At 61.0% G+C, this 18,341-nt stretch carries 16 protein-coding genes and 2 pseudogenes; 10 read left to right on the top strand and 8 right to left on the bottom strand.

Going from position 1 to position 18,341, the window contains the following annotated elements; genetic code table 11:
* Window positions 1-19: 19 nt before the first annotated feature.
* Together ACVOLL_RS10820 and ACVOLL_RS10815 are read right to left on the bottom strand one after the other, a co-directional pair.
* A complete protein-coding gene (locus ACVOLL_RS10820) occupies window positions 20-694 on the bottom strand; it encodes a ChrR family anti-sigma-E factor (protein WP_481512911.1) in 675 nt (224 codons plus the stop codon).
* Window positions 691-1,314 (bottom strand): sigma-70 family RNA polymerase sigma factor, encoded by a 624-nt coding sequence (locus ACVOLL_RS10815; protein WP_481512910.1) that lies wholly within the window; start codon window positions 1,312-1,314, stop codon window positions 691-693. The genes ACVOLL_RS10820 and ACVOLL_RS10815 overlap by 4 nt, the downstream gene beginning before the upstream one ends.
* 132 nt (window positions 1,315-1,446) lie before the next feature.
* Between ACVOLL_RS10815 and ACVOLL_RS10810 the strand changes: the two genes are divergently transcribed.
* From ACVOLL_RS10810 to ACVOLL_RS10770, 9 genes are all read left to right on the top strand, one after another.
* Window positions 1,447-2,220, top strand: a complete 774-nt coding sequence (locus ACVOLL_RS10810; RefSeq protein WP_481512909.1) for a hypothetical protein — start codon at window positions 1,447-1,449, stop codon at window positions 2,218-2,220.
* A gap of 77 nt (window positions 2,221-2,297) precedes the next feature.
* Window positions 2,298-3,254 (top strand): acyl-CoA desaturase, encoded by a 957-nt coding sequence (locus tag ACVOLL_RS10805; protein ID WP_481512908.1) that lies wholly within the window; start codon window positions 2,298-2,300, stop codon window positions 3,252-3,254.
* A 1-nt stretch (window position 3,255) separates the two neighbouring features.
* Entirely contained in the window at window positions 3,256-4,533 is a 1,278-nt protein-coding gene (locus ACVOLL_RS10800; RefSeq protein ID WP_481512907.1) for an NAD(P)/FAD-dependent oxidoreductase, read from the top strand.
* Entirely contained in the window at window positions 4,530-5,297 is a 768-nt protein-coding gene (locus ACVOLL_RS10795) for a DUF1365 domain-containing protein (protein ID WP_481512906.1), read from the top strand. Before ACVOLL_RS10800 ends, ACVOLL_RS10795 begins: the two co-directional genes overlap by 4 nt.
* Window positions 5,294-6,553 carry a class I SAM-dependent methyltransferase gene (locus tag ACVOLL_RS10790; RefSeq protein ID WP_481512905.1) on the top strand — a complete coding sequence of 420 codons (1,260 nt, stop codon included), beginning with the start codon at window positions 5,294-5,296 and terminating at the stop codon, window positions 6,551-6,553. The genes ACVOLL_RS10795 and ACVOLL_RS10790 overlap by 4 nt, the downstream gene beginning before the upstream one ends.
* A gap of 1 nt (window position 6,554) precedes the next feature.
* Window positions 6,555-7,103, top strand: coding sequence for a DUF2878 domain-containing protein (locus tag ACVOLL_RS10785; protein WP_481512904.1), 549 nt, complete (start codon window positions 6,555-6,557; stop codon window positions 7,101-7,103).
* Entirely contained in the window at window positions 7,100-7,885 is a 786-nt protein-coding gene (locus ACVOLL_RS10780) for a DUF1295 domain-containing protein (RefSeq protein WP_481512903.1), read from the top strand. Before ACVOLL_RS10785 ends, ACVOLL_RS10780 begins: the two co-directional genes overlap by 4 nt.
* Window positions 7,882-8,958 (top strand): SAM-dependent methyltransferase, encoded by a 1,077-nt coding sequence (locus ACVOLL_RS10775; RefSeq protein ID WP_481512902.1) that lies wholly within the window; start codon window positions 7,882-7,884, stop codon window positions 8,956-8,958. Before ACVOLL_RS10780 ends, ACVOLL_RS10775 begins: the two co-directional genes overlap by 4 nt.
* 38 nt (window positions 8,959-8,996) lie before the next feature.
* Window positions 8,997-9,506: a lipocalin family protein gene (locus tag ACVOLL_RS10770; protein WP_481512962.1), complete on the top strand. Its 510-nt coding sequence runs from the start codon at window positions 8,997-8,999 to the stop codon at window positions 9,504-9,506.
* A 164-nt stretch (window positions 9,507-9,670) separates the two neighbouring features.
* Here ACVOLL_RS10770 and ACVOLL_RS10765 read toward each other — a convergent pair whose 3' ends face one another.
* Complete coding sequence (locus ACVOLL_RS10765; RefSeq protein WP_481512901.1) at window positions 9,671-10,888, bottom strand: FAD-dependent monooxygenase; 1,218 nt, start codon at window positions 10,886-10,888, stop codon at window positions 9,671-9,673.
* A gap of 136 nt (window positions 10,889-11,024) precedes the next feature.
* Between ACVOLL_RS10765 and ACVOLL_RS10760 the strand changes: the two genes are divergently transcribed.
* Window positions 11,025-11,942, top strand: coding sequence for a LysR family transcriptional regulator (locus ACVOLL_RS10760; protein ID WP_481512900.1), 918 nt, complete (start codon window positions 11,025-11,027; stop codon window positions 11,940-11,942).
* On the opposite strand, the pseudogene ACVOLL_RS10755 reads toward ACVOLL_RS10760, so the two are convergent.
* The 5 genes and pseudogenes from ACVOLL_RS10755 to ACVOLL_RS10735 form a co-directional block, all read right to left on the bottom strand.
* Window positions 11,861-12,166, bottom strand: a pseudogene (locus ACVOLL_RS10755) (Arm DNA-binding domain-containing protein); the annotation flags it as partial. The gene ACVOLL_RS10760 and the pseudogene ACVOLL_RS10755 sit on opposite strands and share 82 nt — an antisense overlap.
* A 1,116-nt stretch (window positions 12,167-13,282) precedes the next feature.
* Window positions 13,283-13,437: pseudogene (locus tag ACVOLL_RS10750) on the bottom strand (transposase); the annotation flags it as partial.
* A gap of 253 nt (window positions 13,438-13,690) precedes the next feature.
* Window positions 13,691-14,620 carry a trypsin-like serine protease gene (locus ACVOLL_RS10745; RefSeq protein WP_481512899.1) on the bottom strand — a complete coding sequence of 310 codons (930 nt, stop codon included), beginning with the start codon at window positions 14,618-14,620 and terminating at the stop codon, window positions 13,691-13,693.
* Between the two features lie 17 nt (window positions 14,621-14,637).
* A complete protein-coding gene (locus tag ACVOLL_RS10740; protein ID WP_481512898.1) occupies window positions 14,638-16,014 on the bottom strand; it encodes a hypothetical protein in 1,377 nt (458 codons plus the stop codon).
* Window positions 16,015-17,305: 1,291 nt separating this feature from the next.
* Window positions 17,306-18,271 carry an arsenic resistance protein gene (locus tag ACVOLL_RS10735; RefSeq protein ID WP_296248033.1) on the bottom strand — a complete coding sequence of 322 codons (966 nt, stop codon included), beginning with the start codon at window positions 18,269-18,271 and terminating at the stop codon, window positions 17,306-17,308.
* Between the last annotated feature and the right edge of the window lie 70 nt (window positions 18,272-18,341).

The raw sequence follows: 18,341 nt of genomic DNA, 5'->3' as shown, positions 1-18,341 counted from the left end.
ATCGGCCTCCTCGTGCGAACTAGAGTTTGACGAAGCGCTGCACTTTGCGTGCCAACCAGCCACTGAATACCAGCGGCGCATCCAGCGCCGAAACACAGATGCAAGGCACACCGGGTGCGGTCACCGGCTGGTGTTCCACTTCGGCATCCAGGTCAGCTACATCGCCGGGAGCGAACAATCCCAGCGCGTCGTTGTACGAGCCGCGCAGGACCTGGGTGAGCTCACTGCGGCCATGGCTGTGCATGGGCAGGCACTTGCCCGGCGCGATCTTCAGCATGATCAGCGACGGCATCTGCCGTGCACGGATGCAATGCACGCCCGGCGCCATCCAGCGCCAGCGCAGGCTCGCCAGCGAGTCGCCGAAATACGGATGCAGCGATGCCGGTAGATACTCCGGGTCGGCCTGTGGTCGCTCCGGCGGTGCCTGCCGCGCTGGTGCCGGCATCGCTACCGTGCCCGCGTCCATCAGCTGCGCCAGCATGGCGGCGCGCAGTGTTTCGCGCCGCGCGTCCTCGAGCACCGGCTGGGTCTGCTCCAGCAACGCCGAGCCGACCGCCTCGGCATCACGCAGGCGCTGGCGACAGTGCGGGCACTGCTCAAGGTGCGCACCGACAACAATGCTCAACGGCGCCTGCAGCGCGCCGGCGGCATAACTCATCAAGGTGGATTCGTGCAGGTGGTGGTGCGGATTCACGACGCACCTCCGACCTTGGACTGCAGCAACAGGAAGGCCCGCCGCAGATGTGATTTGACCGTACCCAAGGGCATTCCCAACGCCTGCGCAATCTCGCCGTGGCTCTTTGCTTCGAAGTAAGACATCCGCACCAGCCGCGCCTGCACCGCCGACAACTCGTTGATGCGCTGGCGCAACCTCGCATGATCGGCGAACTGCTCGGCGCTGCTGCGATCAAGCACATCGGCCGTGGCCGCGTTCTCCACCGCCGCCTGCACCAGTGTCCAGCTGCGCTCGTGGCGGACACGATCGATGTGCAGGTTGCGCGCGATGCGGTACAGCCAGGTACTCAGCGCACCCTGTGCCGGATCGAATTCCGCGGCCCGCAGCCACAAGCGCAGCAGGCATTCCTGCGCCAGTTCCTCGGCCACCGCCTCCGGAGCACCCAGGCCACGCAGGTATACGCACAGGCGCGGCATGAAGTGGTCGTAGATGCGCATGAAGCAGTCGCGATCACGCAGCCGCGCCACACCGTCCATGTCACCGGCCCAGTTCATTGGCTCTTTGCTCAGCTGCTGTGAACTGGACACGATCCGGGCGGTGTCTAAGGGGGAAGGGAGGTTGCGGGGATCAGGGTACATCTGCGTGGGCAGGGCTGCAGTGAATGTGTTGTCCTTCCTACGCGCGGTGGCAGCGTTTGGATGCAGCGCCGTGCCTGCATCCAGCGGCCGGCCTCGCCCGTAGGCAGGGAGAGCTCATTCCGGGATGTCCCCATGCGCATGGCCTGCCTGTTGCTGTTCCTGCCCTTCATGGCGTCGGCAGCGCCATTGCTGCGCGGTGAAGGCGTTGCCACGACCCGCGACGGGGCGGTGGCCTACCGCGAGGTGCATTGGCAACGCGGAGCCGGCGATGCCGCGGAGCGCTGGGTGCAATACCTGTGCCCCGACGGCCAGCCCTTCGCGCGCAAGCACATGCAGGTCAACGGTTCCGCCCAGGCCCCCAGCTACCGCTGGGAGGATCGTCGTAGTGGCCAGGCCGCCAGCGTTGCAGTGACGGGAGGCGCCGTACAACTGAACTGGAAAGAGGACGCGACAGCGAAAACGCGGGCGCAGCGGCTTCCGCTTCCGGCCGATGCGGTGATCGATGCCGGGTTCGACGCCGCCGTGCGCGCGCACTGGCAGCAATTGATGCAGGGCGAGCGGCTCAGCCTGCAGTTCCTGGTGCCCAGCCGCCAACGCTACTACCCGGTTCAGGTGCAGCGTGTCGGCAGCATCCGCTGGCAGGGGCTGGATGCCCAGTCGATCCAGGTGCAGCTGGATGCGTGGTACGGGGTGGTCGCGCCGCGTCTGGCGCTGGTCTATGCCGACGCTGATCGGCGCCTGCTGGAGTTCCACGGCACCAGCAACCTGCGCGATACCCGCGGTGACTACCCGGTGGTGACGGTGCGCTTCGCGCAGAAGGCTGTGGAACGTCCGCCGGCGCATTGGCAGGCCGAGCTGCAGCAGGCGCTGGTACCGCGCTGTGCCGCCACGCGGGGCGGATCCTGATGGAATCTTCATTACGCTGCATCCAATCAGCGCCGCGCGTCGTAGAGAAGGGTAGAAAACCTCTCGAGATACGCGCCATGGCATCCGCAGCGCCCCTTTCCCGCCGACGCGTGGCCCTGCTGCGTACGATCCAGCGTTGGTTCGATACCGCCGATAGCGCTGACGTCGCTGGCGAGGCGCAGCCAGATGATCGCATCGATTGGATGCGTGCCCTGCCCTTCGCGCTGCTGCACATCGGCTGCCTGGGGGTGATCTGGGTCGGTATGTCGTGGACGGCGGCTGGCATCGCGCTGGCCCTGTATGCCGTGCGGATGTTCGCGATCACCGCGTTCTATCACCGCTACTTTTCCCACCGCACCTTCCAGACATCGCGCGCGGTGCAGTTCCTGTTCGCCCTTGTCGGCGCCTCCAGTGTGCAACGCGGGCCACTGTGGTGGGCGGCGCATCACCGGCATCACCATCGCCACGCCGACCAGCCGCTGGACCCGCACTCTCCGCAGCAGAAAGGCTTCTGGCGCAGCCACGTCGGTTGGCTCCTGACCCGCGAAGCCTTCGCCACCGACCTGCAGCGCGTTCCGGATCTCGCCCGCTTCCCGGAACTACGTTGGCTGGACCGCTTCGACACCGTGGTACCGCTGCTGCTCGCCGCCGCCCTGTACGCACTGGGCGCTGCGCTTGAACGCTGGGCCCCGGGCCTGCAGACCTCCGGCATGCAATTGCTGGTGTGGGGGTTCTTCATCTCCACGGTGGTCTTGTTCCACGCCACCGTCACCATCAATTCGCTGGCACACCGTGTTGGCCGCCGTCGCTTCGACACCCGCGACGACAGCCGCAACAACTTCTGGCTGGCACTGCTCACCTTTGGCGAGGGCTGGCACAACAACCACCATTTCTTCCCCGGCACGGTACGCCAGGGATTCCGCTGGTGGGAGATCGACCTGACCTGGTATGGCCTGCGGTTGATGGCGATGCTGGGCCTGGTCAAGGAGCTCAAGCCAATCCCGGCCTGGGTGCTGGCCAAGGCGAGGAACTGACATGCGTATCGCCGTCATTGGTTCGGGAATTGCCGGCCTGGCCAGCGCCTGGTGGCTGGATGGCGCGCATGACGTCACCTTGTTCGAGGCCAATGACTACCTCGGCGGCCACACCCACACCCATGCGTTGCAGGTGGATGGGATACCGATGGCCGTGGATACCGGCTTCATCGTCTTCAACCAGCAGCACTACCCGCTGCTCAGCGCGCTGTTCGATGAGCTTGGGGTGGAATCGCAGCCGACCACGATGAGTTTTTCCATGCGCAGCGAGCGCAGCGGCGTGGAGTACAACGCGACCTCGCTCGATGGCCTGTTCTGCCAGCGTCGCAACCTGCTGTCGCCACGCTTCTGGGGCATGTTGCGCGACCTGCGCCGCTTCTACCGTGAGGCACCGGCGCTGCTCGAAGGCGGCGACGGCCCCACGCTCGGCGAGTACCTATGCAGCCAGCGCTACGGCGAAGCCTTCGTCGAGGAACACCTGCTGCCGATGGCGTCGGCGCTGTGGTCGTCGCCGACTGCCACCGTTCGCGATTTCCCGGCCCGCTACCTGGTGCAGTTCATGGCCAACCATCAGATGCTGCAGGTGAGCGGGCGCGCGCCGTGGCGTGTGGTGAAAGGCGGCTCGGCACGCTATATCGACGCATTGCGGGCGCGCTGGCGCGTGCACGAGCGACTCGCATGCCCGGTATTGAAGGTTGAGCGAACACCTTGGGAGGTACGGGTTCACAGTACCGCAGGCATCGAGAGCTTCGATGAGGTGATCATGGCCTGTCACAGCGACCAGGCGCTGAAGCTGCTCTGCGATGCCAGCCCACTCGAACACGACGTGCTGGACGCCATCGGCTACCAGCGCAATGAAGTGGTACTGCATACCGATGCATCACTGCTGCCACGCAACCGCAAGGCATGGGCGGCATGGAACGCGCATGTTCCACTGGACCCAAGCGCGCCATGCACGGTCAGCTACTGCATGAACCTGCTGCAGGGCCTGCCTGGCGACACGCCGCTGGTGGTGACACTCAACAACAGCGCACAGATCGATCCGGACAAGGTGCTGCGCCGCCTGCAGTACGCACACCCGGTACACAACCACGCCGCCATCGCCGCGCAACAGCGCTGGGCCGAAGTGCAGGGCCGGCGCCGCACCTGGTTCGTTGGTGCCTATTGGGGTTGGGGCTTCCACGAAGATGGCATACGAAGCGCCCGCCGCGTGGTGGATGCGTTGACTGAGCGCAGGCCGACAGCTTCCCGGCGGCCACAGGCGGAGCTGGCAACATGAGCGCCAGCGCCATCTATATCGGCCAGGTGCTGCATCGCCGCCACCTGCCGCATCCGCATGCGTTCCGCTACCCAATTGCCCAGCTGCTTCTGGATCTGGACGAGCTGGACCAGGTCTTTGCCGGACGCTGGCTGTGGTCGGTGAACCGTCGCAACCTCGCCGAGTTCCGCCGTAGCGACTATTTCGGCGACCCGGCGCAGCCACTGGCAGACGCAGTGCGGGACCACGCCGCACCTGTGCTCGGTCACCGGCCGCAGGGACCGGTTCGACTGCTGACCCATCTGCGTGTTGCCGGCCACGTATTCAATCCGGTCAGCTTTTACTACTGCTACCAGCCCGATGGCATCACCCTGGATTGCATCGTGGCAGAGATCACCAACACGCCATGGAAAGAACGCCACGCCTATGTGCTGCCGGCTGCAACCGCTCACAGCAGCGGCCGGGCGCTGCGCTGGCAGTTCGACAAGTGCTTCCACGTTTCGCCGTTCATGGCGATGGATTGCCGCTATGACTGGCGCCTCACCGCACCTGGCGAAGACCTGCAGGTACATATGCAGGTCTGGCGCGAAGGCCTGCGCCAGTTCGACGCCACCCAGTCCATGCAACGTCACCCACTTGATGGTGCTGGCTTGGCGCGGGTGCTCGCCTGTTACCCGCTGATGACACTGCAGGTTGTCGCCGCCATCCATTGGCAGGCATTGCGTCTGTGGCTGAAGCGCAACCCGGTCCACGATCACCCTTCCCTCGCCGAGAAAACGCGATGAACCAGATGACTTCCTCGGTCGCCCTGCCGCAACCCGGCGCACTGGATGCGTTGTTGCGGCGCCGGCTGCTGGCCGAACTCGAACCATTGCGCGATGGCTGCCTGCGTGTACGCGACGCGCTCGGCGAGGTGCTGCTGGGCGATGCTTCAGCGCAACTGCAGACCACGGTGACCATCGACGACCCCGCGTTCTACCGCAAGGTGGCCGCACAAGGCAGCGTCGGCGCTGGCGAAAGCTACATCAATGGCGACTGGCGTTGCGATGACCTGGTCACGCTGGTACGCATCCTCGTGCGCAACCGCGATCTGCTGGATGGCATGGAACGCGGCCCCGCGCGTATTGGCGGCTGGCTGCTGCGTGGCTGGAACCGGCTGCGCCGCAACAGCCGCGAAGGTAGCCGCCGCAACATCGCCGCACACTATGACCTCGGCAACGATTTCTTCTCGCTGTTCCTGTCGCCGGACCTGATGTATTCGTCCGCCTTGTTTACCGACGAAAACACATCGCTTGAGCAAGCCTCGCAGCGCAAGCTCGACCGCATCTGCCAGCAGCTGCAGTTGCAAGCCGGTGATCGTGTGATCGAAATCGGTACCGGCTGGGGTGGTTTCGCCCTGCACGCCGCGCGGCACTACGGCTGCCATGTCACCACCACCACGATTTCGGCGGAGCAGCACGCGCTGGCAGCACAGCGTGTGAGTGAAGCCGGGCTGCAGGATCGGATCACCCTGCTGATGCAGGACTACCGTGATCTTGAGGGCCAGTTCGACAAACTGGTCTCGATCGAGATGATCGAGGCCATTGGCGCCGAATACCTGGACACCTACATGGCCACCCTGCGACGCCTGCTCAAGCCCGATGGCGTGGCGCTGCTGCAGGCGATCACCATCGAAGACCATCGCTACGAGCAGGCCCGGCGCAGTGTGGACTACATCAAGCGCTTCGTATTCCCCGGCAGCTTCATCCCCTCGATCAACGCCATCATGGCGGCGAAGACGCGCGCCAGCGATCTGCAGCTGGTGGCCCAGCACGACTTCGGCTACTCCTATGCATTGACTCTGCGCGCCTGGCGCCAGCGCTTCATGGCACAGCTGCCTGCAGTGCATGCACAGGGCTTCGATGCGCGCTTCTGCAGACTCTGGGAGTTCTATCTTGCGTACTGCGAGGGCGGTTTCCTGGAGCGCTCGATCGGCGTCTCACACCTGTTGCTGGCCCGGTCCGGCTATCAGCCGGCAGCCAACGCCGGGCAGATCAGCTGACATGCGCCGGACCCTGCTCAACCTGCTGGGCAACCAACTGGTCTGGCTGTGCGCCGTGGCCGGTGCCGGGCGCGGCTGGCAGTGGCCTGCCTTGCTTGCTTCGGGACTCTACATCGTCAGTCAGCTTTACAGCGCCGCCCAACCTAGGATCGAGCTGCGCTTGCTGCTGCTAGCGCTGATATGCGCTTGGTTGGTTGACGGGCTGGCGGCGGCGAGCGGTCGTGTCGGCTACGCCGCTGCTCCGTTCGGCTGGGCACCGCCGCCGTGGATCATGGCGCTATGGGCCGCGTTTGCGATGACGCTGACCTCGTCGATGGCCTTCCTCCAACGGCATTGGGCACTGCCGGTGACGTTCGGGCTGCTGTTGGCACCGCTGGCCTACCTGTCCGCCGCACGCGGGTTTGACGCTGTGCATTTTTTTGTACCCGTATGGCAAGGATTGCTGCTGCTTGGCATCGGCTGGAGCGTTGCGTTGACGCTACTGGTCACGAGCGCGCGCCGCTGGACCCGCAGTCCCGCCCAAGATCCACTGACAGGTGCTTCCACATGAGCAATCTGAGCTGGGTGCTGTTGTACGCGGTCGCGATCATGCTCTGGGGCTGGGCCTGGCAGCGCCGCCATCGCAACATCGGCATCGTCGATGTGCTCTGGGCCAAGGGCCTGGCTGCTGCCACCCTGTTGCTTGCCTGGCTGGGCGACGGTGCAGCGTTGCCGCGCATCAGCTTGGCCGTGCTTGGCGGATTGTGGGGAAGCCGTCTCGCCCTGCATCTATGGCAGCGCGTGCGGCACGAGTCCGAGGACGGTCGCTACAAGTATCTGCGCGACCATTGGCAAGGCGATCAAAGCAAGATCTTCGGCTTCTTCATTGCCCAGGCGTTGCTGATAGTTCTGTTCGCCCTGCCGTTTGTCGCGGTGGCCAGCAATCCGCGCACCGATGGCTATGGTTGGGTGATCGCAGCGGCCGTGGTTTGGTTGCTGAGCGTGCTCGGTGAGCACGTAGCGGACCGTCAGCTTGCACGCTTCCGTGCAGCCCCAGCCAACAAGGGCCGCACTTGTCGTCAGGGCCTGTGGCGTTACTCGCGACACCCCAACTATTTCTTCGAATGGCTGCACTGGTTCAGCTACGTGCTGCTGGCCGTTGGTTCGCCGCTGTGGTGGCTGGCATGGACCGGACCGGTACTGATGTACCTGTTCCTCCGCTACCTGAGCGGCGTGCCCTTCACCGAGCAGCAGGCGCTGCGCAGCCGCGGCGAAGACTACCGCGCATACCAGCGCAGCACGCCGATGTTCTTCCCCTGGTTTCCTCGCACTGCCAAGGAGCAATCATCATGAATGCAGCCACGCAACTGGATTCCGCCATCCATGCCGAGCCCGGCCTGACCGGCTGGGCCGAGCGCGGCTGGCTGCCGGATGCCGCCCTGCGCTGGGGGATCCGCCGCCTGTGCGCACAGCGACTGGAAGAAGAATCGGAAGAAGGCCTGCAAGCGCAGTCGGACCGCTTCAGCCGGCGCATTGCCGAATTGTCCAGCAGCCCGTTGGCCCTGCATGTGGATGCCGCCAACCGCCAGCACTACGAAGTACCCGCTGCATTCTTTCAGGCCTGCCTTGGCCACCGCTTGAAGTACAGCAGCTGCTACTACCGCACCGGCACCGAAACCCTGGACCAGGCCGAGGATGCGATGCTGGAGCTGTACGGGCAGCGCGCCGGGCTCGCCAACGGCCAGCACATCCTTGAGCTGGGTTGCGGCTGGGGCTCGCTGACCTTGTGGATGGCCGAACGCTATCCGGGCGCGCACATCACTGCAGTCTCCAACTCGCATAGCCAGCGCCAGCACATCCTGGCCCAGTGCAAGGCGCGCGGCTTCGCCAACGTCGAGGTACTGACCATCGACGTCAATCAGCTGCAGCTGCCGAGCGCCACCTTCGACCGTTGTGTATCGGTGGAGATGTTCGAACACATACGCAACTACGAGCGCCTGCTCGGTCGCATTTCGCGCTGGCTGAAGCCGGATGGCGCCTTGTTCGTGCATATCTTTGCCCATCGCACGTATATGTACCCGTTCGACACGATGGGCGAGGACAACTGGATGGGCCGCCATTTCTTCACCGGCGGCCTGATGCCGGCGGCCGATACCCTGCTGCATTTCCAGCGCGACATGCAGCTGCAGCAGCGTTGGCTGCTGGATGGCCGCCACTACCAACGCACCGCCAACCATTGGCTGCAGCGCCAGGACGCCGCACGCGAGCAGGTCATGCCACTGCTGGCGCAGACCTACGGCAGTGACGCCGCCGCGCGCATCTGGTGGCAGCGCTGGCGCATGTTCTGGATGGCCTGCGCGGAGCTGTTCGGCTATGACGACGGCCAGCAATGGCTGGTAGCGCATTACCTCTTCCGTCCCCGCTGAAGGCAGGCCCGACCATGCGAACCCTTCCGATTCTGTCGATGCTGTCCATCGCCTTGTTCGGCGCTGGTTGCAGCAATCTGGATACCCGCCCGATACCGCGCCCGGCGTCGGTGGATGTACCGCGCTTCATGGGCGACTGGTATGTGATCGCACATATTCCATCCCGGCCCGAGCGCGAAGCCTTCGATGCAGTGGAAAGTTATGCACCGCGGCCAGACGGACGTATCCAGACCACGTTCACTTATCGCAAAGGCAGCTTTCAGGCGCCGCTGAAATCAATGCATCCCATCGGCAAGGTCGAAGCTGAAGGCAAGGGCGCGGTCTGGGGCATGCAGTTCATCTGGCCGATCCAGGCCGAATACATCATCGCCTGGGTGGACGAGGGCTACACCCAGACCATCGTCGCCCGCAACAAGCGCGACTACGTCTGGTATATGGCGCGTACCCCGCAGGTTTCGGCGGCGGAGTACCAAGGCGCGGTGGAGCGCATCAAGGCAATGGGCTATGACGTGAGCAAGCTGCGGCGGGTGCCGCAGTCAGTCCGGTGATCACGCAGGGGCTTTCATCAGGAAATACTTAAAAAGCGATTGCTTCACCGCAACGCTGGAAACCCCAATTCCCACCCTATATGGGCGCAGCTCACACCCGGATAGCTCGCCTGCTCATCCACACCACGCTTGAACTCTGCAGCAGTTTCCTGCGGTTGGCACCCTCACAGCCGATACAGACTATCAACGCCGTTCACCGGCACGCTGCCAGCGCAACTTCCCATCGGCAAACCCTGCGACCACCCTGCCGCCATTGCCTGCGCATCACGCACTGCATCCGATGCCTTGGCGCGTTCATTGCGAACGCGGCAGGCCTCGGGGTCTTGTGCGAAAAGGCCGCGCGCGAACATCCGGCCCTGCTCTGCCAACTTCTTGGTCTTGGGTCCGCGAACTGCAGCGAATCGCAGCAATGCTTCATCAAGGGTACCGTCGCTCCCTTCCAGGCACCGCGCCAGATGCCAGGCATCTTCCAATGCCTGACAGGCGCCCTGGCCCGAGGTAGGCAGCGGCGCGTGCGCCGCGTCTCCGACAAGCAGTACATTTGCTCGGCTCCATGTCTGCAGCGGCTCAAGGTCGTGCACGGCAATCAGTTGGATGGAGTGCGCCGGCGTGGCCTCGATGAGGCGGGCAACAGGCTCGGGCCATCCTGCAAAAATATCCATGACCTCTTTGCGCATATCCGTCGCGGGCGCCGCCTGAGGCAATGACCGCGCCTGCGCGGCCGCCCAGTACACCAGATTTTTCCGGATCGCGACGCAACCGAATCGATCGCCAGAACCCCAGTAATCCTGGATCCCGATCTCGCTCACCAGCGCCTCATTCCCCTGCGCAACGCCAATCCAGTTCACGAACCCCTGATAGATTGGCGCGTTGTCGCCTGCTACGAACCTGCGCGCCACCGAATCCATACGGCCATCGGCGCCGATCAGCAGATCTGGACGGATACTCTTCCCGTTCTCGAACCACGCCACGGCCCTCCCGCTGCCATCCAGCTCAATCGCTGCCGCTCGATACCCAAACTCCACCGGGATACCTGCCCGCGCGACATGCTCCAGCAGTACCGCCTGCAAATCCCGCCGCAGGATCGTATGGGTCGGGTATCCCATGATCTGGTCCAGCACCGTGATATCCAGGCCCCCCAGCGAGTCACCAGCGGGGTCTTTGCGGTGCACTGACAACGGCCGACCGCCCAAGGCCCCGACATCCTCCAACAGCCCCAACTCCTGCAGCACGAAGCCAGCGTTGGGCCAAAGTGTCACCCCAGCTCCCATCGTCGCCGGCCCGGACCGCCGCTCATATACGCGGAGGGTGTGTCCCTGCTTATGCAGGGCGAGCGCCACGCTCAATCCTGCGATTCCGCCACCAAGTATTCCAATTTCCATTCCGCTCACTCCTGTTCAATTCGCCCAGGCACGCCGTTGAAGGGCATCCATCGGACGGGAGTGCATCCTAGACCCTGCCAATTTTGCGAACTAGCATGCCTGCGTGAGCAACTTTCATACCCACAACGGGATAATCATGCGCAGTACCCTCGACCTGAATACCGTACGCGTCTACGTGGCCGTAGTAGATGAGCAGAGCTTTTCCGGCGCAGCGCGCCTGCTGGCCCTGCCATCGTCCAACGTCAGTCGTCACGTCGCCTCGTTGGAGCGAAGACTGGGAGTTCGCTTGCTGGAACGCAGCACCCGCCATCTGCGCATGACCGAAGCCGGGAGGCTGCTTTACGAACGCGCCAAACCGCTACTCGACACTTTGCTCTCCACGGAGGAGGAACTCGGCGCAGTACAGCGCGAATTGAAGGGGCCTCTCAGGATGTGCATGCCAAATGAAGCGCCACGGCTGCTGGCTCCGATCCTTGCCGAGTTCTGCAGTCTTCATCCCGGCATTGAGCTGGAATGCGACACGCGTCCAACCGGCCTGGAAGTGTTGCGGGAAGACATGGACCTCTCCATCGTCTTCCACCGCGGTCGTCAGGACGACAGCGCGTTTATCACCCGCGAACTGGCGACCTTGCCCAGCATTGTGGTTGCAGCGCCCGCACTACTTGCGCAGACAGGGATGCCGCGCCACGTGCGCGAACTCAAGTCCCTGCCTTGTATCACCACCTTGAGCGCTCTGAAGGGCCAGCCATGGCAGTTTCTCGACACTGCGGGCGAAATCGTGAAGGTGCCTGTCCGTAGCCGCTATCGCGTCAACAGTGGGGAACTAGCGGTGGCGGCCGCGCGTCAGGGTCTCGGCTTCGCAATCGTTGCCGCCTACCCATGCCAGGAAGATATTGCCGCGGGCCGATTGCAGGAAGTGCAGCTGGATCTGAACCCTGCTCCGCTGCAGTTGCTTGGCGCCTACAGTCACCGTCATTCGGTCACCGCGCGAGTTCGGGCGTTGCTGGAGTTCATGCAGGCTCGTTTGCAAGGGATCGGAGGCAATTCAAGTTGAATGGCAGATAGGTAGTGGAACATGAGCTCGCTCGGTTGCTTGTGCTCGGACGGATCATCTTCAGCACGAAGCTTCGCTCGAGCCTCATCCCGGGCCTCGCCAGCTTCTCTCAACGAGACCTCGGGGAGCACCGCGATCGCCAGCAGCTTCCCCTTTCCATACCAGCGGCACTTCATCCGCCAGTACCTGGCGCGGTTCGGCATCACGTACAGGCAACGGCCTGCCCCTGCCGCAAGCTTTTACGGCTTGCCCTTAGCCTTCACCCAAAAGAAGGCCACGCAGGAAGCCGAGCGGGAATGTCAGCGTCTGCTCCAGGCGAAGAAGGATCCCGATGACCGGCCGCGACCACTCCAAGTCTCCTGAGTGTGGGGCAACCATAGTTCGGTACGGCTTCTTTGGTTCCCGCTTCCATCTTGGTCTTTGCGGAGCTTCCTGTATCCACGTCGCTCGGAGCCAACTCTGGGGCAGCTTCATTACTACTGATACTGTCAATGACGACGAGTATGGAAAGTGGGTCCTTGCGCAGACCACGTCCGGCTAAGGTTTAGCCTCTCCAAGCGCGGCTTCGACCTTGAGAACGTACATATGGCCAACGAGTCCGCTGCCTTCCTCAAGGACATAGAGAACGCCCTGGTCGCCATGCACTGAGCCAATCCAGTCGACAGATCGGATGGTGGTGTCAGAGTTCAGTAGCACCAACCGGTTAACAGCACCAGGGCTTGCGGTGGTAACGATGGAGACTTCTGAGTGGCCATCGCTGCTCGAAAAAAAAGGTCGACCGACCTGCCATCGCGTGCAGCGGCGATTCCCTTTTCGCTGGAATAGATGCGTCTATCTTCGATTTTTTGCAATGCTCGTCCATGTGGGACTTCTACCCTTCTGGCTTCAAGGCCATTTGAAGCACGGTTCGGCCCGATTACTACGCCTGTCGAGAATCTATAGGTGGAGCCTCGGAAGCTCGTCAGATACTGGCCGCATGAGCTCGATATCTCCAGTGCCGATACTGGTGAAACGTAGTCGCTCACAATGCGAAAACTGCTTTTCACAGTTGAGGGCAACTCATCTTTACGAAAGATTTCAAGAATAAAGGTCGGATTGGCGCATTGCGCCGACGATGCCTGTTACACCGCCTCCGTCGGTGAGGCAGGCGCTATCAACAGAATGCAGGCTAAGAAAGCGTGGTATTTAGATCGAGCGGTGGGCAGAAGAGCCCATGGCGCCCAACTTTTCCACTTTGTCATCGCTCACACCCCTGGAAAATGGGCTTGCCGGGTTTGTCTGACTTGGGAGAGATTCATGGGAGTCTGCACCGCCTCTACCAGTATTGCCGCCGCTGGCCGGTCCAAAGCACCCATGCTGCCGTGCCTGGACTTCCATACGTAGTAAGTCGCATCGGAATTCCCAGCTCATGGCAGATATCCTCGACCTGCCTTCCAGCCTCAACCTGCTTCAACGTCGCAACGATCTTGCTCTCGGTGAACCTGCTCTTGCGCATCGGTGGTCTCCTTGGAGCTAGCTTGCCCGGAGACCTCTAAGAATGCTTGAATCAAATTTACGGGCAGGCGACAACCCAGGTGCACGGGGAGCGCAATCTGCACATCAATGCATTTCCACTTTCCATACGAATTTCAACACACTGCGCGTGGCTAGCGTCTCCGATCCTCGCCGCTTCGGCACGGCTAAGAGAGATCGGAGGTTTCACAGTGTTCAAGCAAGGTGGAGTTGCCATAGTTCGCGCATCTGCGGCCTCACTGAATACCTGTAATGCTGGCTCGCGAATAGATTGTCCCCGCACCGCATCGCTCGCCAAGACCCCGCGATACGACACCTACAATTTGATAGTCAGGCTGAAGCAACTCTCGGAGCTCGGATGCGCGGCCTTTTCCAGCATCCACCTTGATCTTTCGCCAACTAAACGGAACCAACGCAGGGCCGCCGCTATCACCATTGCAAGCATCGACACGACCGCTCATGTCCGCAGCTACAAACTCATTGAAGGGCAGACAACGATATCTCGACTGCTCCGAGGGACTCCCACAGTTTCGACTAGCAATCGTCACCACAGCAGCATCCCTGCGCCCGGAACTTCCGTCCTTCCTCAACCCGTAACCGATCACCGTCACCGCTGGCAGATCGTCCGGTAGTTGCTCCAGTATCCGTGGATAGTGGATAGCCACGTCGATCGCGGGAGGGCGCTGTAGCGTCAACCATGCCACATCAACTTTGGTTCGGTCCCTTGGACACTGCCCAGGTTCGCCCTGTAAAACAGAAATTCTGTCCATTGGCGCACGCCCCAGCGCGCCAATCCGGACCTCCGTTGGCGGAGCCCACCGCACAGGGGACGTTGAACTACATAAGCAATGCCTCGCAGTAAGAACTTTCGTTGGCTGCAGAAGCGATCCAGTGCATACCATCTCTTTGCCCCTCCACAGAGAGACAACGAAGTTCATTTCCACTTCGAACTCACCACCCACAATGGCCGGATCAAACGACTCGAGAGCAATTTTTGTATCGGCCAGCGGGTCTCCGAGGTTCTTCTCTCGCGACTCACGAATAGCCGCATTTTTCTTATACTCAGCCGATGAGAGAGCAGCATCTTCCGGCGAACCTCGCGCACCGGATTGATCGCCTGACGGAGGATCACCCTGACACCCGATAGAGAGCAGTGCCAAAGCCATCCATAGCAAGCACCGCCTCATGTAGGACTACACGCTCTGTTCGCACTCACCGCCGTTTGTAATCGCTGCAGTTCCTGGTCAGAGTACGGCACCTGCCTTGGATCCAGCTTATCTCCTGCCAGATTCGCAGTGTCCATCTGTTCAAGGAGCTTTGCCGCCTGCGTCCTGACTTCCATTGCCGCTTGCGTAGCTTCCGGCGACTCTGGGCCGGTGGTGTCGTTGGCACCAGCCAGCTTCCTGCATGCGGTCTTCAAGGCCGCCTCTACATTTTGGGCGGTGGTCAGCGCTGCGAAGTACTCTTTGTACTCAGTTGCCATTGTGGCTGCGGCACTACGCTCTGCAGCCTCGCTCTTACTTGGAATTATTGCCGTGCCCAAGGTCGTTGCCACCTCACTCTTGCGCGCAGCTAGGGCTTGGCCCAGCTTCGCCAAAGCAACGTTGCCATCGCGCGCCTCAGTGACATTCGCCCAGACAACGATTGCCTGATCGTCCTTTGTCGAAGGAAATGGCGCCCACGCGCTTGCCGTTGGTGGCAGCGACAAGAACACACCACCTTGCTGCTCCTCAGACCCTGCCGGTGTCGTTGCTCCCGAGGTCTCGCCTCCTGCATTAGTCCCTTTTGCTTCGGCCGAAGCAGCGCTTGTACCTCGAACTGTCATCGTGCGACCTGCAAATACAGTATCTATTCCATCGGGCCTTCCTGCTGCCAGCCGATACCAGGATAGGCGCGCTACGGACGCCGAACTATTCGTGAATCCAGTGGTCGCCTCATTGGCGGCAGAGGTAGGCGGCGCTACGTTGATGAACACAAGAAGATCACGCTGGGAAGCCGGCCTTCCATTGACTATCGATCGGTTCCAGCTCATTCGTGTGGGAACCAAAGCGTATGCAGTGGGCGGTTGATATTGATTCTGTGCAGCGCTTGGCTGTGGGAAGTAGCGGACCTCCACCTCTATCCACAAATGAGGTGCCTTCCCGTCTACTGTTTTCAATAACCCCTGCTTCTCAATCTGCCCCCAGAGTGCAGAACTGGAAATATCCGCAGGCGGACCTTTAGGGATACTGTTCCCGTTGAAGGCGAAATCCCCATATACCAGCTGCAGGCACGCAGGAAGTCGATAGTTGGGGCCCGCGCCGATAGCGGAGGCGCCATATCGCGAAACTACTTTCCGCTCACCTGCCTGCTTCAGCATCTCGCCGATCCAAGCGATTCCGGTATCTATCAAACCAGGTGCTAGTGCCTCAAATAGCGCTGTTCCCATTCCCCGGTCTGTTCCTTGCCGTTCTTCGACGCTGTAGTCCGACCAAAGGCACTGTTCCGTCGGCACGACACGCAACTCTGTAGTGCCGGGGATAGCATCGTTCTGCGCCGCCTGCGCAGAAGCAGAGGCCATCGCCAAAGCTATCGTTACGTATAGGTGTGAAAGACGCTTGCACATCGCCCATTTCCCCTTAAGTGTGCTTTCAGTAGTGAGAACCCGTTTTCAAACTAAGGACCACTCGATGTTCGACAGCGCGATGGAAGCACTTTCGCCCGCTGACTGCGGCGATCGTTTTTATCGTCTCTACCAAGCGAGGATATATTACTTAAACCGTTCCCCGCCCAGCTATGAGGCCTTAACACGACCGCCATGAAATCTTTATTTCAGAATTAGCATCTAAGGCCCGCCACCCGAGAGCAATAACGCTGCGCCCTATAGCTAAAATCGGAAATATATTTGGCAAAATCATCCAAATCTCGCTGCGCGTGCTTCGCCAACACTTGTATCTATCTACGAATCCAGCGCACATTCTTTTACGATTTTTAGCAAATTGTCGGCTTGAGGCGTCCTCGTTTCTTCAAATTAATCAGAAGTAGAGATCTTTTTATTGTGCCATTGCGAAGCCGACGGGGAAGAGGCCGCCCAGTGATCGATGTGACCATAAGTGGTTGCGACGTTGACTCCAGTCTTCAGTCATTCGACAAGTCCCGTCTGATGAGGTGAGTACGTATGAGTCCAGCACTACCGTCCGGAAGGTACAGCAGAAACGAGCGATTAAGGCGCCCCTCGTCTCCTTCCCGGCTGAATATGGCTCAACGCTACATCTGTCAATTGCTTAGCACCCATTGTGGGTACATCCTCCCTGCTGAACTCCATTTTCCGAAATGTACCCCCGCTTGTACCCCCAACGTCGCTGGATGTACGTGGACAAGCTCGAACCAAAACACACAAAAAACCCACATTTCTGCGGGCTTGATATGAATTCTGGGCTTGCCTGGACGCCATGGAGTCAGGCGATGGTGCTTATCTGACCCAAATAGTCGATACAACCATATGTTTTAAATACAATAAAAATAGATATCACATTCAAAATACCCCCATTTGTACCCCTTGATTGGTTGGATGCGGTCGGACTTACCTGGACAGCAGTGCCGTTTGTCGACGCTCACCTTAGTTGTAGATTTCCTGCTACATGGAACTGTCGCCCGGAGTCACGGGTGACTTCCGCTGCCGGCCAGAAGCGGACATCCGGCAGCCCTCAATAAACATCCATGATCTACTGCCAATCCGCTTTATCTCCGCTCAAACCGAGACCCTCGCGCGGATAGAGGATGAGCGCGGACTTCGCAGAAGGTACGCTTGGCGGAGTCTTGTTCTACCTAGGTGCAACTGCAAGATTGGGTTGTTGAAGCGTTGACCTACATCATGGCGCTTTCGCCAGTCGCGGGATCAAAGGGATGTAAACCAACGTGGCGACAAGCTCTACCAAGGTCTGAGTAACAATCACGGCGGGAATGATTGGCAAAGCTCCGGGCACAACTAGAGCCAGAGGCAACACCACCAGCGAGTTGCGGGTAGCTGCCGAGAACGCGATGGCCCTCTGGGCAGCGGCTGGTATGTTGAAACTTCTTGCTACGGCCAGGCCGACTAGGGGGGCGATAGCTGCGTAAATGAGATAGACCGGAAGCGCCGCAGCCACGGCTTGCAGTGCAGCCTCCAGCTGAGGAGTTACCGCGGCTATGACGATCAACAGGACTGCAGCTGTGGCTGGTACCGGAAGGGCGCCAGCAATTCGCTCGACCTCTTCCATACAGACGGATCTTCGGCCCAATCCCTGCAGAGTAGCAGCCAGCAATATTGGGATGACGATAAGAAAGCCAAAGGCATGCAGGAATGGACCTGGCCGAACCAGATCTGCGGCAGCCTGACCAAGAAAGATCTTAAGGTAGAGTGGCAGCAGAATCATCTGGACAATCAAGAGGATTGGAGTTGTTGCCAGCAACAGTGGAGCGTCCGACTTGCCAAGATGCGAGAAAGTAACCACATAGTCGATGCACGGACATAGAAGTACAAAGAGCATGGCGATGGCGATCAGCGGCTGCTCCGGGAACATCGGTACCATCAATGCAACTAGCAACGGGATTGCTATGAAATTGGTGACTAGCAAGGCAGCGACGAATCGCAAATTCCTCAAGGACGCTGCTATAGATGACAGCGGCACCTGCAGGAACGTCACGAAGAGCATCGCCCCCAAGGCCGGCGTGATGAGCACCTCCAGCCGTCCCGTCCCAGGGACCTTGAGAGCCAGAAGAAAACCCATGGCCATGGCGGCGAAGTAGATCGCCGTCTGGTGCCTTTCCATTTGCTCGCGCAGGTGATGCAGCTTCACTTATAAACCCCAGATCGTTCAGTCATTCGGCCACACCTGAGCATCTCGCCGTCATCGCTTTATCCGTTTC

The organism is Stenotrophomonas sp. STEN035, assembly GCF_056759935.1.
This window is presented reverse-complemented; position numbering and strand designations above follow the sequence as displayed.

Coding starts and splice junctions, on each gene's coding strand:
- ACVOLL_RS10760 (WP_481512900.1), top strand. CDS start 11,025: ATGCGCAGTACCCTCGACCTGAATACCGTACGCGTCTACGTGGCCGTA.
- ACVOLL_RS10765 (WP_481512901.1), bottom strand. CDS start 10,888: ATGGAAATTGGAATACTTGGTGGCGGAATCGCAGGATTGAGCGTGGCG.
- ACVOLL_RS10775 (WP_481512902.1), top strand. CDS start 7,882: ATGAATGCAGCCACGCAACTGGATTCCGCCATCCATGCCGAGCCCGGC.
- ACVOLL_RS10790 (WP_481512905.1), top strand. CDS start 5,294: ATGAACCAGATGACTTCCTCGGTCGCCCTGCCGCAACCCGGCGCACTG.
- ACVOLL_RS10785 (WP_481512904.1), top strand. CDS start 6,555: ATGCGCCGGACCCTGCTCAACCTGCTGGGCAACCAACTGGTCTGGCTG.
- ACVOLL_RS10815 (WP_481512910.1), bottom strand. CDS start 1,314: ATGTACCCTGATCCCCGCAACCTCCCTTCCCCCTTAGACACCGCCCGG.
- ACVOLL_RS10770 (WP_481512962.1), top strand. CDS start 8,997: ATGCTGTCCATCGCCTTGTTCGGCGCTGGTTGCAGCAATCTGGATACC.
- ACVOLL_RS10745 (WP_481512899.1), bottom strand. CDS start 14,620: ATGGCTTTGGCACTGCTCTCTATCGGGTGTCAGGGTGATCCTCCGTCA.
- ACVOLL_RS10800 (WP_481512907.1), top strand. CDS start 3,256: ATGCGTATCGCCGTCATTGGTTCGGGAATTGCCGGCCTGGCCAGCGCC.
- ACVOLL_RS10810 (WP_481512909.1), top strand. CDS start 1,447: ATGCGCATGGCCTGCCTGTTGCTGTTCCTGCCCTTCATGGCGTCGGCA.
- ACVOLL_RS10795 (WP_481512906.1), top strand. CDS start 4,530: ATGAGCGCCAGCGCCATCTATATCGGCCAGGTGCTGCATCGCCGCCAC.
- ACVOLL_RS10740 (WP_481512898.1), bottom strand. CDS start 16,014: ATGGCCTCTGCTTCTGCGCAGGCGGCGCAGAACGATGCTATCCCCGGC.
- ACVOLL_RS10805 (WP_481512908.1), top strand. CDS start 2,298: ATGGCATCCGCAGCGCCCCTTTCCCGCCGACGCGTGGCCCTGCTGCGT.
- ACVOLL_RS10780 (WP_481512903.1), top strand. CDS start 7,100: ATGAGCAATCTGAGCTGGGTGCTGTTGTACGCGGTCGCGATCATGCTC.